This is a genomic window from Oryzihumus sp. JJN4-3R, from assembly GCF_057747915.1.
Genome location: NZ_CM173229.1, coordinates 846,065 through 861,755, shown reverse-complemented (window position 1 = coordinate 861,755; position 15,691 = coordinate 846,065). Strand labels below are relative to the sequence as shown.

Below are 15,691 nucleotides of genomic sequence, written 5' to 3'. Positions count from 1 at the left end.
GTCTTTCCCGGTCGACGCGACCACATGTGGTCGGGACCAGCGGCGCCGGGGCCGGTATTGACCGACCCGTCCTGACGACGACGCTCAGGGGGATACTCCCCATCCGTTCTCTTCACTATCAGCGAAATGGATTTCGTATGTCAAGGGTTCGGGGCAGATGTGCCCGGACGTCCGGCGTGCGCCTGCCGGGGACGCCAAGGCGGCGGCCGTGAGCGGCGCGTTCGGCGCGACCCCGGGGAGTGCTCTGCCCTGTCCCTGCCGGTGTGGAGTGGCGTATGCCGCGTGCTGCCGTCCGCTGCACGACGGCGAGCGGTCGGCGCTCACCGCCGAGGAGCTGATGCGCTCGCGGTACGCGGCCTTCGTCGTGGGAGCTGGTGACTACCTGGTGCGGACGTGGCACCCGGCTCACCGACCGGTGGACCTCGACCTGGACCCGGAGATGGTGTGGGCCGGGCTCGAGGTCCTCGACACGCGCGCCGGCGGCCCCGACGACGACCAGGGTGAGGTGGAGTTCCGGGCCTCGTGGCGGCATGGTCGCGACCGCGGGGTGCTCCACGAGCGAAGCCGGTTCACCCGCCGTGCCGGCCGGTGGGTCTATGTCGAGGGCGACCTCAGGGACTGACCACCGTTGAGGGGTTGTCCGGGCATACCTCTATCTCGGTCGGCGCAGTGTGTGATCCGGCCGGCCCGGCCCGGCCCGGCCCGGGAGGTGGTGGTGGGCGGTGGGCGAGGGGCGGTCCAGGGCGAGAGGGCTCGGTCTTGGGGGCCCCGGTCAGGCATGCCTCTGACCCGGTCGTCTCCGGCCGGGTGCGGGGCGGGGTCGTCAGAGGTGCCAGGTCACCCCGGCGTCGGTGACCGTGGCGGTCAACCCTCGCTGGTGCACGATCGTGTGGTGCCGCCCGCAGAGCAGGGCGGCGTTGAGCCGGTCGGTGGGTCCGCCGTCGGCCCAGTGCGTGACGTGGTGCCCGTCGCACCACCACGGCGGGACCGTGCACCCCGGGATCGTGCACCCCTTGTCGCGCAGCCACAGGTACCTCAGCTGCGCCGGGGTGAACAGGCGTCTTGTGCGGCCCAGGTCGAGAATCTCCCCGTCGGTGCCCAGCACCACCGGGATGATCCCGGCGTCGCAGGCGATCCGGCGGACCGTCTCCGGGCCGAGCAGGGTCCCGTCGCCCAGCACCGTCCCGGCCCCACAGGCGTCCCGCAGCTTCTCGTGGTCCATCGTCACGTAGACCATGGCCTTGGGCTGGGCCGAGAGCTCCTCCCCGGCCGCGGCCGATCGCCGGCACACCTCGACCAGCGCGTCCCCGCGCCGCTGGTCGCTGCTGCGCAGATCCGAGACACCCTCGGCGGGTTGCGGGGCGGACAACGGCCCGATCGCCGCCTCCAGCACACTCGCCCCCTCGGGGTCCAGACGCAGGAGGTACTCCACCATCCCGTCATCACCGCGGGGCTGGGACAGGCTCACCCCGTGCTTGAGCCGGTCCTGCCGCACCTGGAACTCCTGGTCGCGGCCGTAGGTGGCGATGATCTGCTCCCGCAACGCCCGGACCTCCCGCGGACCGCCGGTTTCAGCCACATGCAGGAAGCCCTCCCACACCGTCGGGACCGCCGCCGGCGTCAGGCGCGGCGCGAGCTTGTGCATCTCGGCCAGCGCGACCGCCGCCGCCCGCACCCCGACCCGCCCGGACAGCACGCACGACCGCAGCCGCCGCGCGCTGCCGTGGTCGAGCACCTGACCGGCCGCGACCGGCCGCCCGGCGCACGCGGTGGCCACCGTGACCAGGTCCCTGACCCCACCGGACCGATACGAGGGCGCCCACTCCAGCACCCATGCCGTCGCCGACGCGCACGACGAGACCACCTCGCCCCGCTCCACCGCCTCACCCAACACCGCGACCTGCCCGGCCCGGGCACCGCGGACCAGCTCGTCCAGCTCACCGAACAGGGCCCCCAGCTCGGCGCCCGCCACCTCATGCGTCACCGCCTCCAGCCCGGTCAAGGCCACGACCGCGGCTCGCAGGCATTCCCGCCGACCCGCCATTGACAGTGAGGCGGGCACGCCACCGGAACCGCTGGCCGCAGCCCCCTGATGACGATCCCCCTGGTGCATGATTCGAACATATATTCGACCACTGGCAGGCCGCATCGCCCCAAACTGGCTGGCACAGCCGGTGGCGTCCACCATCCCGTTCCGGCTGTCCCTGTGCCTCTGCGACTGGCGTGCACGGTGCCGGCCTAGGTCGGGCCGCGGGCCTGCTCCAGCTAGCGGTCACCCTGGACGGGCAGGAGCCGCTCGGTGAGGTGCTCCTCTTCGGCACGGAGGAGCCGGGGACCTGCGAGCCCGCGTACGCGGTGGGACACGAGCACCGGGGCCGGGCGCTGGCAGCACGCTCCGTCCGGGCCGTGCTCCCGGTGGCGCGTGCCGCGGGCTACGCCGACGCCGGCTGCGCATCGCGGAGGACAACCTGGCGAGCGCGCTGGTGGCCGCTGCGGCGGGGTTCACGCTGACAGACGAGCCGCTGCTGCCGCGGGAGCGCAAAGGTTACGTCCTGTCCATGGCCACCTGGCGTTGCCACCTCTGCGAGTCATGCCAGCGCTCCGAGGCACGCGAGTTCGCCTCCATACGTGAGCTCTCCCAGCCACCAGCACTCTCCGCGCCACGCGAGCGCTTCCGGCAACTGCAGGTGCCCCAGCCGCCTGAACCGCCTCCGGGCACCTGAGCGGGGAGAAGGACCGCACGCCTCCCCAGCGCCTACCGGATGACCCTCACGTCTGCCGTGGGCGAGGCCACTGCGATCCGGAAGGCCGGTAACCGCGACGACGCGCACCGGCTCGCGTGGGCTGGAGGTGGCGACAGTGCCGCGGAGGTGACGACACGGCATACCGTGTGGGGGAGTGGTGCCGCGCGGGACCGAGGTGAGGGGAGCGGGCATGGCGACCCAGGAGGACGTGCGGCGCATCGCGCTGGCGCTGCCGGAGGCGACGGAGGGCGACGGCTTCTCGTTCGCGGGGGCCGGCAAGGGGTTCGTCTGGCTGTGGCGGGAGCGGATCGACCCGAAGAAGCCGAAGGTGCCCAACCCGGGTGTGATCGTCGTGCGCGTCGCCGACCTCGGGGAGAAGGAGGCGTTGCTCGCCTCCGACCCGGCGGTCTTCTTCACGACCGACCACTACAACGGGTACAGGGCCGTGCTGGTGCGGCTCGACGCGATCGGCCCGTCGGAGCTGGAGGAGGTCATCACCGACTCGTGGCGCACCGAGGCGGCGCAGGCGCTGCTGGCGGAGGTCGACGCCGAGGTGGAGGGCGGTTAACCGGTTCGGGGGAGGGGCGGGGGAGTCCGTAGGATGGGCGGGCATCCCGCACACCCTCAAGCTAAGGACATCACCGTGCTTCGCACTCACGAGGCCGGCACGCTGCGTGCCGACCACGCCGGTCAGACCGTCACGCTCACGGGCTGGGTCGCCCGTCGGCGCGATCACGGTGGCGTGGCGTTCCTCGATGTGCGCGACGCGTCCGGCGTCTCCCAGGTGGTCGTCCGCGACGAGGTGCTGGCCGAGGCCGAGGCGCACCACCTGCGCAACGAGTTCGTCGTCAAGGTGACCGGTGAGGTGCGCCAGCGCCCCGAGGGCAACGCCAACGCCGACCTGCCCACCGGCGAGATCGAGGTCGTGGCCTCCACGGTCGAGGTGCTCAGCGAGTCCGCGCCGCTGCCGTTCCAGATCGACGAGCGCGTCACCGTCGGCGAGGAGGCGCGCCTCAAGCACCGCTACCTCGACCTGCGTCGCCCCGGCCCGGGCGCCGCGATCCGCCTGCGCAGCAAGGTCAACCAGGCCGCCCGCACGGTCCTGGCCGAGCGCGACTTCGTCGAGATCGAGACGCCGACGCTGACCCGTTCCACCCCCGAGGGCGCCCGCGACTTCCTCGTGCCGGCCCGTCTCCAGCCGGGCAGCTGGTACGCCCTGCCGCAGAGCCCCCAGCTGTTCAAGCAGCTGCTCATGGTCGCCGGCATGGAGCGCTACTACCAGATCGCGCGCTGCTACCGCGACGAGGACTTCCGCGCCGACCGCCAGCCGGAGTTCACCCAGCTCGACATCGAGATGAGCTTCGTCGGGCAGGACGACGTCATCGAGCTCGGCGAGGCCGTCCTGAAGTCGCTGTGGGCGCTCGTCGGCCACGACATCACCACGCCGATCCCGCGGATGACCTACCACGAGGCGATGGCCCGCTTCGGCTCCGACAAGCCCGACATGCGCTTCGGCAACGAGCTCGTGGAGTGCACGGAGTTCTTCAAGGACACCACCTTCCGCGTCTTCCAGGCGCCCTACGTCGGCGCTGTCGTCATGCCCGGCGGCGCCTCCCAGCCGCGCAAGCAGCTCGACGCCTGGCAGGAGTGGGCCAAGCAGCGTGGCGCCAAGGGCCTGGCCTACGTCCTCGTCGGCGACGACGGCGAGCTCGGCGGCCCGGTCGCCAAGAACCTCACCGACGCCGAGCGCGCCGGCCTGGCCGACTTCGTCGGCGCCGACAAGGGCGACTGCATCTTCTTCGCCGCCGGCCCGGCCAAGCACTCCCGTGCCCTGCTCGGCGCCGCGCGCCTCGAGATCGGCCGTCGCTGCGGCCTCATCGACGAGTCCGCCTGGGCGTTCCTGTGGGTCATCGACGCTCCGCTGTTCGAGCCGGCCGAGGACGCCACCGCCAGCGGCGACGTCGCCGTCGGCTCGGGCGCCTGGACCGCGGTGCACCACGCGTTCACCTCGCCCAAGGCCGAGTTCATGGACACCTTCGACACCGACCCGGGCCCGGCCCTGGCCTACGCCTACGACATCGTCTGCAACGGCCACGAGATCGGCGGCGGCTCGATCCGTATCCACCGCCGCGACATCCAGGAGCGGGTCTTCAAGGTCATGGGCCTCTCGCAGGAGGAGGCGCAGGAGAAGTTCGGCTTCCTCCTCGACGCCTTCGCCTTCGGTGCCCCGCCGCACGGCGGCATCGCCTTCGGCTGGGACCGGATCGTCGCCCTGCTCGCCGGTGCCGACTCGATCCGTGAGGTCATCGCCTTCCCGAAGTCCGGTGGCGGCGTCGACCCGCTGACCGACGCGCCCGCGCCGATCACCGACGGCCAGCGCAAGGAGGCCGGCGTCGACGCCAAGCCCGAGCCGCGCGAGCAGCCCGAGGCCTGACCCCAGCGCCACCAGTGGCCCTCGCCCCTCACCGGGGCGGGGGCCACTGCCGTGTATGCCGTGTGGTCACCGGTGTTCCCCGGCCGGCGCGGAGATGTGGTGGGGTCCTGGCCCGGACAACCCTCCACGTCCACGTGGGGGTGCGCTGAACGTGGCCCAAATTCTCCCCAATTGTGGGCAAAACAGCCCCTGTGAGCCGGCTGTGAGGCCTAGGTTGTCCCCGCTCGTGCCCGCACCGGGCCCGGCCCGCACACGCGGAGACACCACAGGAGCACCATGCCTGTCCTGCGCACGCTCACCGGGGCGGTGGCCGTCACCGGCACCGTCCTCGCCGCCGGCCTGACCACGGCCCCGGCGGCCCACGCGATCGACCCCGGCGCCGCCGTCATCATCAACGAGGTCTACGGCGGCGGCGGCAACTCCGGCGCGCCGTACACCAACGACTTCATCGAGCTGGTCAACACCGGCACCACGGCGGTGGACCTGACTGGCTGGTCGGTCCAGTACGGCTCGGCCACGGGGACCACGTGGACCGGCAAGACCGCCCTGGCCGGCAGCGTCGCCCCCGGCGCCCGCTACCTCATCGCCGAGGCTGCCGGGACCACGCCCAGCGCTGCCCTGCCCACCCCGGACGCGACCGGGACGATCGCCATGTCGGGCACCGCCGGCAAGGTGGCCCTGGTCAACAGCACGACCACCCTCTCCTGCGGCGCGACCTGCTCGACCGCTCCCGGCGTCGTGGACTTCGTCGGCTTCGGCGGTGCGAACGACGCCGCCGGTGGCACGCCCACCCCGGCCACGAGCAACTCGACCTCGGCCCAGCGCCGCAACAACCCGGTCGTCAACACCGGCAACAACGGCGCGGACTTCACCATCACCGCGCCCACGCCCAAGGCGGTCAACGGGGCGGCGCCGACGGGCCCGGACTGCACCGCCGTCCCCACGCCGCAGGAGTGCATCCCCGGCACGACCACGATCCAGGACGTCCAGGGCGACGGGTTCGTCTCGCCGCTGAAGGGCCAGGCCGTCAGCAAGGTCGCCGGCATCGTCACGGCGGTGCGCACCGGCAAGAGCTCGGGCTACTGGATCCAGGAGGCCCAGCCGGACGCGGGCCGCCCGTCCGCCTCCTCCGGCGTCTTCGTCTTCAGCTCCAAGGGGGGCGTTGCCGTCGGTGACCGGGTGCTCGTGACCGGGACGGTCTCGGACTACTACACCCTCTCCTCGGGCGAGACGCTCGCGACGACCTCGAACCTGTCCACCACCGAGATCTCCCCGACGACGGTGACCGTGGTGAGCAAGGGCAACCCGCTGCCCGCGCCGCTGCAGCTCACGCCGACGACGGTGCCGGACACCTACGCCCCGCAGCCGGCCGGCGGCAACATCGAGTCGATCAGCCCGGTCGACCCGGCCCACTCCGCGCTGGAGTTCTGGGAGGCCCACGAGGGCATGCGGGTCGAGGTCGACGACGCCCGCGTGGTCGGCCCCGGCAAGCCGCAGTACGGCGAGATCTACGTGACCACGAAGCCCGCGCAGCGCGCCACCTACCGCGGGGGCACGTATGTCGACAGCTACGCCCTGCCCTCGGGCCGGCTGCTCGTCACGCCGGTCAACGGCGTCGTGCCCGCAGCCAACGTCGGTGACGTCCTCACCGGCGTGACCAGCGGCCCGGTCGACTGGTCGACCTTCGGCGGCTACGCCATCGCTGCGACGACCACCGGCACCTGGCAGGACAACCACCTGACCGGCAACACCGCCTCCCCGCAGGGTCAGGACCAGCTCGCGGTGGCGACCTACAACGTCGAGAACCTCGCCCCCGGCGACTCCGACGCGAAGTACCAGCGGCTCGGTGCCGGCGTGGTGACCAACCTGGCCAGCCCCGACGTCGTGAGCCTGGAGGAGATCCAGGACAACACCGGAGCCACGGACGACGGCACCGTGGCCGCCGACCAGACCCTGACCAAGCTGACCGCCGCGATCGCGGCGGCCGGCGGCCCGGCATACCAGTGGGCGGAGATCGACCCGGTCAACGACCAGGACGGTGGCCAGCCCGGTGGCAACATCCGGGTGGCGTTCCTCTACAACCCCGCGCGGGTGACCTTCGTCGAGCGTGACGGCGGCACCTCGACGACGCCGGTCGGCGTCGTGGCCGACAGCGACGGCAGCCCGTCGCTGACCGTCTCACCGGGCCGCATCGACCCGGCCAACCCGGCGTGGGAGAACAGCCGCAAGCCGCTGGCCGGCGAGTTCGTGTTCCAGGGCAAGAAGGTCATCGTCGTGGCCAACCACTTCAACTCCAAGGGCGGTGACCAGAACGCCGACGGCCGCTTCCAGCCGCCGACGCGCAGCTCCGAGCAGCAGCGCACCGCGCAGGCCACCGCGGTGAACGGCTTCGTCAAGCAGGTGCTGGCCGTGGACCCCGACGCCAACGTCGTGCTGGCCGGTGACTTCAACGACTACCAGTTCTCCCCGGCGGTCACGACGCTGACCGACAACGGCGCCACGCTCACCGACCTCATCAACACGTTGCCGGCGAACGAGCGCTACACCTACAACTACAACGGCGTCTCGCAGGTGCTGGACCACATCTTCACCTCGCCGGCGCTCACGGCGCCGGGCGCGGTGGAGTACGACGTCATCCACGTCAACTCGGAGTTCGCCAACCAGGCGTCCGACCACGACCCGCAGGTGGCCCGGATCCGCCCGGTGCCCACCGCGCACCTCGGCGACGGTGCGGTCCATCTGTCGCCGCCGCGGGTCAAGCCCGGCAAGCAGGTGCTCGTGCACCTCGACGGCTTCGCGCCCTCGACCGCACTGACGATCAAGCTGGACAAGGACACGACCCTCGGCACGGTCACGACCGACCGTGACGGCTCGGCCATGGTCAAGGTCCTCGTCCCGGCCGACACCAGCCTCGGCGACCACACGGTCGTCGTCTGGGCGCCGGACCGCAGCTACGCCACGGCGGCGCTCGACGTCCACTGACGCCGGCACCGTGGCCGGAGCCCCCGCACCGCTCGCCGGTGCGGGGGCTCCGTCGTGCCGGCCCGGGTGGCCTTCCCGCGCGGTCCCACCCCGGCCGCTGTCAGCGGGCCGGGATCACCCCAAGGGCTGTATGACGCGTGTCGCCCACGTGTGCCCCACGCGGTAGCCGAGGCGCAGGTAGAGCGACCGGGCGACGGCGTTGTCCGAGTAAATCCCCAGGGTGCACACCCCGTCCGCCGCCACCCCGCCACGGGTCAGGGCCGCGGTGACCGCCGCGCCCAGGCCCTCGCCGCGCCGGTCCGGGCGGACCGCGATGCTCGCCAGGTGCGGGCTGCCCCCGTCGGTCCGCTGCATCGCCCCGCACGCCACGAGCGCACCGGAGTCGTCGCGGGCGCCGACCCACCACTCGCTGTCGGGCTCGCCGGGACGAGCACTCGCCCGGGGGTTCGCCAGCGTGAGCAGGGCCGTGAGGTCGGCGGCGTCCGCGCTGTCGTCGAGGGTCAGCAGGCTGGGCTCAGCCGACTGCGGCGGAGGTGCCGACGTGGTCCACAGCCACTCCCAGTCCCCACCCTGCCCCACCCGGAAGTGCTGGTGCAGCAACGGTTCCAGGTGGTGCGGCAGCGTCACGGCGGTGACGTCGCGGGCAGGTCCCATGGCCGGGTTCCCGGCGAGACCGGCGACGCCACCCAGCAGGGCCTCGACGCCGCGGTCCTCACCCAGCAGGACCAGCACGGTCCGGCGCGACGGCGTGCGCCGGAGATAGGCGACGGCGCCGCGCGCCGCCCAGGCACCCTCGGGGGCCGGCCCGGCGTCATACCGGACCAGCGGGTCGTGCCCGGACGCCTCGAGCAGCTCCTCCCACGAGGTGAGGCGCTCGACCGTCTCAGCCGGCACGGGCCGGTCCCTCCTCGCTGATGCCGAACCGTGCGTGCCAGCGGCGCAGGGGAGCGGGGGCCCACCAGTTGCGCCGGCCGAGCACGGTCATCGTCGCGGGCACGAGCAGCATGCGCACGAGGGTGGCGTCGATGGCCACCGCGACCGCGAGGGCCACCCCGGTCTCCTTGATGACCAGCAGCTTGCCGGCGGCGAACCCGCAGAACACGATGATGATCAGCACCGCGGCGGAGGTGATGATCCGTCCCGAGCGCTGGAGCCCCAGCACGACCGCCTCGTCGCTGCTGTGGCCCTGCCGCACCAGCTCGGTGATCCGGGCGAGCAGGAACACCTCGTAGTCCATCGACAGGCCGAAGCCGAACGCCAGCACCAGCAACGGGATCGTGGACTCGATGCCGCCGGTGGAGTCGAACCCGACCAGGCCGTGCAGGTGGCCCTCCTGGAACACCCACACCGTGATGCCGAGGCTGGCGCCGAGGGACAGGACGTTGAGCACCAGCGCCTTCAACGGCACGACCACCGACCCGGTCATGAGGAACAGCAGCACGAAGGTGGCCACGATGATGAGACCGAGGGCCAGGGGTGCCCGCGCGCGCATCGACGCAGTGAAGTCCTCGAGCTGGGCGGCCTGCCCGGTGACCCAGGTGCGGAAGGCGGGCCGGTCCGCCCGGAGCGAGGTGACCACGGCCCGGGTCTGGTCTCCCAGCGGACCGTCGCTCGTGCGCAGGTCGACCGACACCAGCCCCGGGCCGACCTGGCTGGGGGAATCCACCGAGCGCACCCCCGGGAGGTGGACGGCCGTGTCCTGCGCCCACCGGTTGACGTCGGTCAGCGGGGCCCTGGCCACCACGGTCACGTCGGGCGCGCTGGTCGCGGGGTAGTCCCGGCCGAGGGCCTCGAAGAACACCCGCTGGTCGGTGCCCCGGGGCAGCAGCTCGGCACCGGAGGAGGTCAGCTTCAGGCCGACCGCGGGAGCCGCGGCCACCAGAAGCGCGGCCACCACCACGACGATGACGACCACGGGGCGCCGCTGTACCCGCAGCGCCAGCGCGCTGAACACACCCGTGTCCGAGGCCTGCTCGGTGCCGCGCCGCAGCAGCCGCCGGCCCGCGAGGGCGCACAGCGTCGGCACCAGCGTCAGGGCGACCAGCAGTGCGACCACGACGACGGAGACGCCGGCGGCGCCGATCGCCTTCATCAGCTGGGCGGAGAAGACCAGCAGGCTGCTCAGGGAGATCGCGACCGTGAGCCCGGAGAACATCACGGTGCGCCCGGCGCTTGCCAGCGTCCGCGATGTCGCGAGCACGACCTGCTCGCGGGTGATGTCGGCCGCCGGACCGCCCGCGGCGATGGCGCGCAGCTCCTCGCGGAACCGGCTGACCACCAGCAGGCCGTAGTCGATGCTCAGGCCCAGCCCCAGCACCGTGACGACGTTGACGACCGAGGCGTCGAGGTCGATCAGGTAGGAAAAGCCGAGCAGGCTGGCCAGGGCACCCGCGATCGAGGCGATGGCCCCGACGACCGGCATCCCGGCGGCGATGAACCCGCCGAAGACCAGCACCATGACCAGGAGGCTGACCGGCAGGGCGATGCCCTCCCCGGTGCGCAGGTCGATCTCGACCTGGCCGGTGATCTGGCTGACCAGCTGGGAGGTGCCGCCGACGCGGCCGTGGGCCCCGGGCAGGTCTCGCACCATCGCCCGCAGCTCGCGGGTGACCGCGGCCTCGGTGTCGCGTTGCGCTGCCTTGCCGAGTCCGGGCTTGAGGTCCACCACGGTGAGGAAGCCACGGCGGGACGGATCCCCTTGCGCGACAAGCGATCTGGCGGCGGCCGACGTCGGCCCTCCGGGGACGAGGAAGGGGTTGGCCACCTGTGCGACACCGCTGACACGGCGCAGCGCCGCCGAGTGCTGCTGCACGGTGCGCGCCACGGTCGGCGAGGCCAGGTCGACGCCGGTGACCTGCAGGAGGGTGGCCGGGCCCTTCGTCGCTCCCCGGGACAGGAGGTCCTGGCCGGTGCGCGCCTCGCCGGGCACGGTCGGGGCGCCCGAGGTCAGCCGATGGAAGAGCGACTCACCGCCCAGGGCGCCGGCAGCGGCCGCGAAGCACAGTGCCACGGCCACCAGCCACAGGCCGAGGACGCGCCACGGGTGGTGGCCGAGGACGGTGCCCAGCCGGGCCAGGCGGGTCTGCGGGGGCGCTGCCTCGGGGGAGGGCGTGTGGGTCACACGGGATAGCCTGCCAGCCGTGAGCACGGCCGACGACGACCTCTTCGCGACGGCGCACCGCGACTCCACGACGGCCGGTGACGCCTCCTCGGCGACCCTGCCCCCGCTGGCGGTGCGGATGCGGCCCCGGTCGCTGGAGGAGGTGCGCGGCCAGGGCGACGTGCTTCGCGCCGGCAGCCCGCTGCGGCGCCTCATCGACGGGTATGCCGGGCCGGCCGGCCCCCTGTCGGCCATCCTCTGGGGGCCGCCGGGGACCGGCAAGACGACCCTCGCGCACCTGGTGGCGACGGCCGCGGGCCGTCGCTTCGTCGAGCTCTCGGCCGTCACCGCCGGGGTCAAGGACGTGCGCGCGGTCATGGACTCGGCCGCCCGCGAGCGGGACCTCTACGACCGCCAGACGGTCCTGTTCCTGGACGAGATCCACCGCTTCACCAAGGCCCAGCAGGACGCGCTGCTGCCCGGCGTGGAGAACCGCCTGGTCATCCTTGTCGCCGCCACGACGGAGAACCCCTCGTTCAGCGTGATCGCGCCGCTGCTGTCGCGCTCGATGCTGGTCACCCTCGGCCCGCTGTCCGACGAGGAGCTGGACGAGGTCCTCACGAGCGCGCTGGAGGACGAGCGGGGACTCGGGGGAGCGTTCACCCTCAGCACCGAGGCGCGCCAGCACCTCATTCGCATCGCCGGCGGTGACGCGCGGCGGTCGCTCACGGCCCTGGAGGCCGCGGCCGGGGTGACCCTGGACGCGCAGCCGGCCGGCCGGCATACCGACGGGCCGGTGGAGATCACACTGGCGCAGGTCGAGCAGGCGGTGGCCCACGCTGCCGTGCGCTACGACCGCACGGGAGACCAGCACTACGACGTGGCCAGCGCGCTCATCAAGTCCATGCGCGGCAGCGACGTCGACGCGGCGCTGCACTACCTCGCGCGGATGCTCGAGGCGGGGGAGGACCCGCGGTTCATCGCCCGGCGCATCGTCATCGCCGCCAGCGAGGACGTGGGGATGGCCGACCCGACGGCGCTGCAGACAGCCGTCGCGGCGATGCACGCGGTGGCCCAGATCGGCATGCCCGAGGCGCGGATCATCCTGGCGCAGGCGGTCGTGCACAACGCCCTGGCCCCGAAGTCCAACGCGGCCTACGCCGGCATCAACGCCGCGATCGCCGACGTCAGGGCGGGTCGGGGCGGCCCGGTTCCGGTGCACCTGCGGGGGAGCGGCTACGCCGGCGCGGCCCGGCTCGGGCACGGCGAGGGCTACGCCTACCCGCACGACGACCCGGCGGGAGTCGTGCGCCAGCAGTACCTCCCGGACGAGCTCGCTGCCGACGCCGACTACTACCACCCGACCGAGCGGGGCTGGGAGCAGACGCTGTCCGCGCGCTGGGCCCAGCTGCGCAAGCACATCCGCGGCGGATGAGGTCGCACCGACACGCTCGGTAACGATTTGCCATACAAGGCATCAACCTTTCTGGAACGACCCCTGACCGTGTGGCATGTTTACGCCGACTCGTGAGAGCGCGGTCACATCTGTGGGGGAACCCAGAACCAGCTGTGCGCTGCACGACGTCTTCTTGGCTTCTTTTTCGTGGACGGAGTGCGCATGTCGCTGGGCGTCAACCCGCAGGACCAGGTCTCTCCCGAGGCACTGGTCGATGCGGTTCCCGTGGCCCCCTCGCGGGACCACGGCCGGTCCCCCTCCCGCATCGCCTTCGACCGGCTGCGCAAGGACCGCATGGCCATCGTCTGCGCCGGCATCGTGCTGTTCTTCCTCCTCGTCGCGGTCTTCGCCGGCCTGCTCTGCGCGATCGAGGGCCAGAACTACTCCGACTTCAACACCGACCTGGTGGACGAGTTCGGCTTCCCGACCATCGGCCCCAACGCCGCCCACTGGTTCGGCGTCGAGCCCAAGACCGGCCGGGACCTGTTCGCCCAGTGGGTCTACGGCGCCCGCCCCAGCCTGATCATCGCCTTCGTCGCCTCGGTGACGTCCTCGGTGGTCGGCGTCGTGCTGGGCCTGACCGCCGGCTTCATGAGCGGCTGGGTCGACCGGGTCATCAGCTGGGTCATCGACTTCGTGCTCAGCCTTCCGTACCTGCTCGTCGCCATCGCGGCGGTGCCGATCGTCGTGAGCATCTCCGGAGGCGTGAACGAGCTGTCGCCGCAGGACAACGCCGACATCCGCTTCTACGTGCTGATCGGCGTCCTGGTCTTCTTCGGCTGGGCCAGCCTCGCGCGACTGATCCGCGGTGAGGTCATCTCGCTGCGCGAGCGCGAGTTCATCGCCGCGGCCAAGGTCATCGGTGTCCCGACCCGGCGGGTGCTCTTCAAGGAGCTGCTGCCCAACCTGGTCGCGCCGATCGTCATCCAGCTCTCGCTGGCCCTGCCGGCCTACATCGTGGCCGAGGCCGGCCTCACCTTCCTCGGCGTCGGGCTGATCGAGCCCACGCCCTCATGGGGCCAGATGATCGCCAAGGCCACCACGTATTACCAGGCAGACCCGCTGTACCTGTGGCTGCCTGTCGTCGGAGTGTCCGCCCTCACCCTCGCCCTCAGCTGGCTCGGTGACAGCGTGCGTGACGCCTTCGACCCCAAGACGCGCCGCTGACGCAGCGTGGCCCATCGAGGCAAGACAAGGAGAATCGCAGTGATTCGATTGAAGGGTACGGCGCTCATCGCCGCCGTGGCTGTGATCGGACTGGCCGCGTGCGGCACGCCGTCCAGCAACAACCAGGCGGGTGGCGACAGCACCGCGGGGGGTAACTCGGGTCCGCAGCAGAAGGCGACCGACGAGTCCGCCAAGGGTCCGGCGAAGGACATCGCAGGGGCGAAGAAGGGCGGGACCATGACGGTCTACGCCGAGTCCACCCCCTCGACGTTCGACCCGACCAACATCTACTACACCGACGGCAACCAGATCGCGAAGCTCGCGTTCCGGACGCTGACCCAGTTCGACATCCGTAACGGCAAGCCCGTGCTGGTGCCGGACCTTGCCGAGGACCTGGGCAAGGTCTCCGCGGACAAGCTGACCTGGACCTTCAAGCTCAAGAAGGGCATCAAGTACCAGGACGGCACCCCGGTCAAGGCCGAAGACTTCGCCTACGCGATCAAGCGCTCCTTCGCGCACGACGTGTTCGACGCCGGCCCGACCTACCAGCTGTCCTACTTCAAGGACGCCGACACCTACAAGGGCCCCTACTCCGGCGGTGACACCTACTCCGGTGTCGAGACCCCGGACGACAGCACTCTGGTCATCCACCTCAAGACGCCGTTCCCGGACATGCCCTACTACGGCACGTTCCCGATGTTCACGCCGATTCCCAAGGCCAAGGACACCAAGCAGAACTACGAGCAGCACCCGATGACCACTGGCCCCTACATGTGGGACAGCTACAACCCGGGCGCCGAGCTCAAGCTCGTCAAGAACCCCAACTGGGACCCCAACACCGACCCGGTGCGCCACCAGTACGTCGACGCATGGGACTTCAAGTGGGGTGGCGACGCCATCAAGGCCCAGCAGCAGGTGCTGGCCAGCCAGGGCCCGGACGCCTCCTCGATCGAGTACGACAACGTCGACTCCTCGGTCGTCCCGCAGCTCACCGGTGACAAGAAGGCCCAGCTGCTCCAGGGCGACAGCCCCTGCACCATCGTCGAGCAGATGGACACCCGCAAGATCCCGCTCGAGGTCCGCAAGGCCATCGCCATGGCCTACAACTGGGACGAGCTCAACAAGGTCAGCGGCAACAACAGCCTGACCAGCGCCCCGGCCTCCTCGATCCTGCCCCCGGCGGTCCCCGGCTACACCAAGTTCACCGTCCCGGGCCTGAACGGCATGGGCAAGGGCGACCCGGCCGCGGCCAAGGCTGCCCTGGAGAAGGCCGGCAAGCTGGGCTTCGAGCTGAAGTGGTACTACTCGAACGACAACCAGACCGCGTCGCAGGTCACCGCGGTCCGCACCAAGTTCCTCGAGGCCGCCGGCTTCAAGGTCAAGGCCATCGGTGTCCCGAAGGCGCAGATCCGCAAGTACACCGGCAACTACGACAGCCCGGTCAACATGCTGTTCTCGCCCCGCGGCTGGTGCTCCGACTGGCCGAGCGGCTCCTCCTGGTTCCCGGTGCTGTTCAAGTCCCAGTCCGTCAAGGACGGCAACTCCATCGGTGAGCTGATGGACCCGGCCCTGGACAAGAAGATCGACGACATCTCGGCCCTCCCGCTCGACCAGCAGGCTGCCAAGTGGGGCTCGCTGGACAAGGAGATCCTCGAGACGTACGTCCCGGCCCTGCCGTTCTACTACGACAAGATGGCCATCGTCATCGGCAACAAGGTGGGCGGCGCCGTGGGCGACCCGACCCAGGGTCTGCCGGTCTTCACCCAGATGTTCGTCAAGAGCTGACCTGACCCCAGCTCAGTGGTGGC

General features: G+C 71.5%; 10 protein-coding genes. 7 read left to right on the top strand and 3 right to left on the bottom strand.

Annotated elements, in window-relative coordinates; translation table 11 throughout:
* Nucleotides 1-268: 268 nt before the first annotated feature.
* Nucleotides 269-622: a YchJ family protein gene (locus AC3ANM_RS03905; protein WP_488286831.1), complete on the top strand. Its 354-nt coding sequence runs from the start codon at nucleotides 269-271 to the stop codon at nucleotides 620-622.
* Nucleotides 623-823: 201 nt separating this feature from the next.
* On the opposite strand, the gene AC3ANM_RS03900 is transcribed toward AC3ANM_RS03905, so the two are convergent.
* Nucleotides 824-1,984: an HNH endonuclease signature motif containing protein gene (locus AC3ANM_RS03900; protein WP_488286830.1), complete on the bottom strand. Its 1,161-nt coding sequence runs from the start codon at nucleotides 1,982-1,984 to the stop codon at nucleotides 824-826.
* Between the two features lie 950 nt (nucleotides 1,985-2,934).
* On the opposite strand from AC3ANM_RS03900, the gene AC3ANM_RS03895 reads away from it, so the two are divergent.
* The 3 genes from AC3ANM_RS03895 (at nucleotide 2,935) to AC3ANM_RS03885 (ending at nucleotide 8,160) form a co-directional block, all read left to right on the top strand.
* Nucleotides 2,935-3,312, top strand: a complete 378-nt coding sequence (locus AC3ANM_RS03895; RefSeq protein ID WP_488286829.1) for an MmcQ/YjbR family DNA-binding protein — start codon at nucleotides 2,935-2,937, stop codon at nucleotides 3,310-3,312.
* Nucleotides 3,313-3,387: 75 nt separating this feature from the next.
* On the top strand, nucleotides 3,388-5,178 hold the full coding sequence (gene aspS / locus AC3ANM_RS03890) for an aspartate--tRNA ligase (RefSeq protein ID WP_488286828.1): 1,791 nt from the start codon (nucleotides 3,388-3,390) through the stop codon (nucleotides 5,176-5,178).
* 276 nt (nucleotides 5,179-5,454) lie between these two features.
* Nucleotides 5,455-8,160 (top strand): lamin tail domain-containing protein, encoded by a 2,706-nt coding sequence (locus AC3ANM_RS03885; RefSeq protein WP_488286827.1) that lies wholly within the window; start codon nucleotides 5,455-5,457, stop codon nucleotides 8,158-8,160.
* A 114-nt stretch (nucleotides 8,161-8,274) separates the two neighbouring features.
* Here AC3ANM_RS03885 and AC3ANM_RS03880 read toward each other — a convergent pair whose 3' ends face one another.
* A complete protein-coding gene (locus AC3ANM_RS03880; protein WP_488286826.1) occupies nucleotides 8,275-9,054 on the bottom strand; it encodes a GNAT family N-acetyltransferase in 780 nt (259 codons plus the stop codon).
* Nucleotides 9,044-11,281 carry an MMPL family transporter gene (locus tag AC3ANM_RS03875; protein WP_488286825.1) on the bottom strand — a complete coding sequence of 746 codons (2,238 nt, stop codon included), beginning with the start codon at nucleotides 11,279-11,281 and terminating at the stop codon, nucleotides 9,044-9,046. Before AC3ANM_RS03875 ends, AC3ANM_RS03880 begins: the two co-directional genes overlap by 11 nt.
* Nucleotides 11,282-11,300: 19 nt before the next feature.
* On the opposite strand from AC3ANM_RS03875, the gene AC3ANM_RS03870 reads away from it, so the two are divergent.
* The 3 genes from AC3ANM_RS03870 to AC3ANM_RS03860 all read left to right on the top strand — a co-directional run bounded on the left by AC3ANM_RS03870 (nucleotide 11,301) and on the right by AC3ANM_RS03860 (nucleotide 15,668).
* On the top strand, nucleotides 11,301-12,695 hold the full coding sequence (locus tag AC3ANM_RS03870; protein WP_488286824.1) for a replication-associated recombination protein A: 1,395 nt from the start codon (nucleotides 11,301-11,303) through the stop codon (nucleotides 12,693-12,695).
* A gap of 183 nt (nucleotides 12,696-12,878) precedes the next feature.
* Nucleotides 12,879-13,883 (top strand): ABC transporter permease, encoded by a 1,005-nt coding sequence (locus tag AC3ANM_RS03865; protein WP_488286823.1) that lies wholly within the window; start codon nucleotides 12,879-12,881, stop codon nucleotides 13,881-13,883.
* 39 nt (nucleotides 13,884-13,922) lie between these two features.
* On the top strand, nucleotides 13,923-15,668 hold the full coding sequence (locus AC3ANM_RS03860) for an ABC transporter substrate-binding protein (RefSeq protein ID WP_488286822.1): 1,746 nt from the start codon (nucleotides 13,923-13,925) through the stop codon (nucleotides 15,666-15,668).
* The last annotated feature ends 23 nt before the right edge of the window (nucleotides 15,669-15,691 follow it).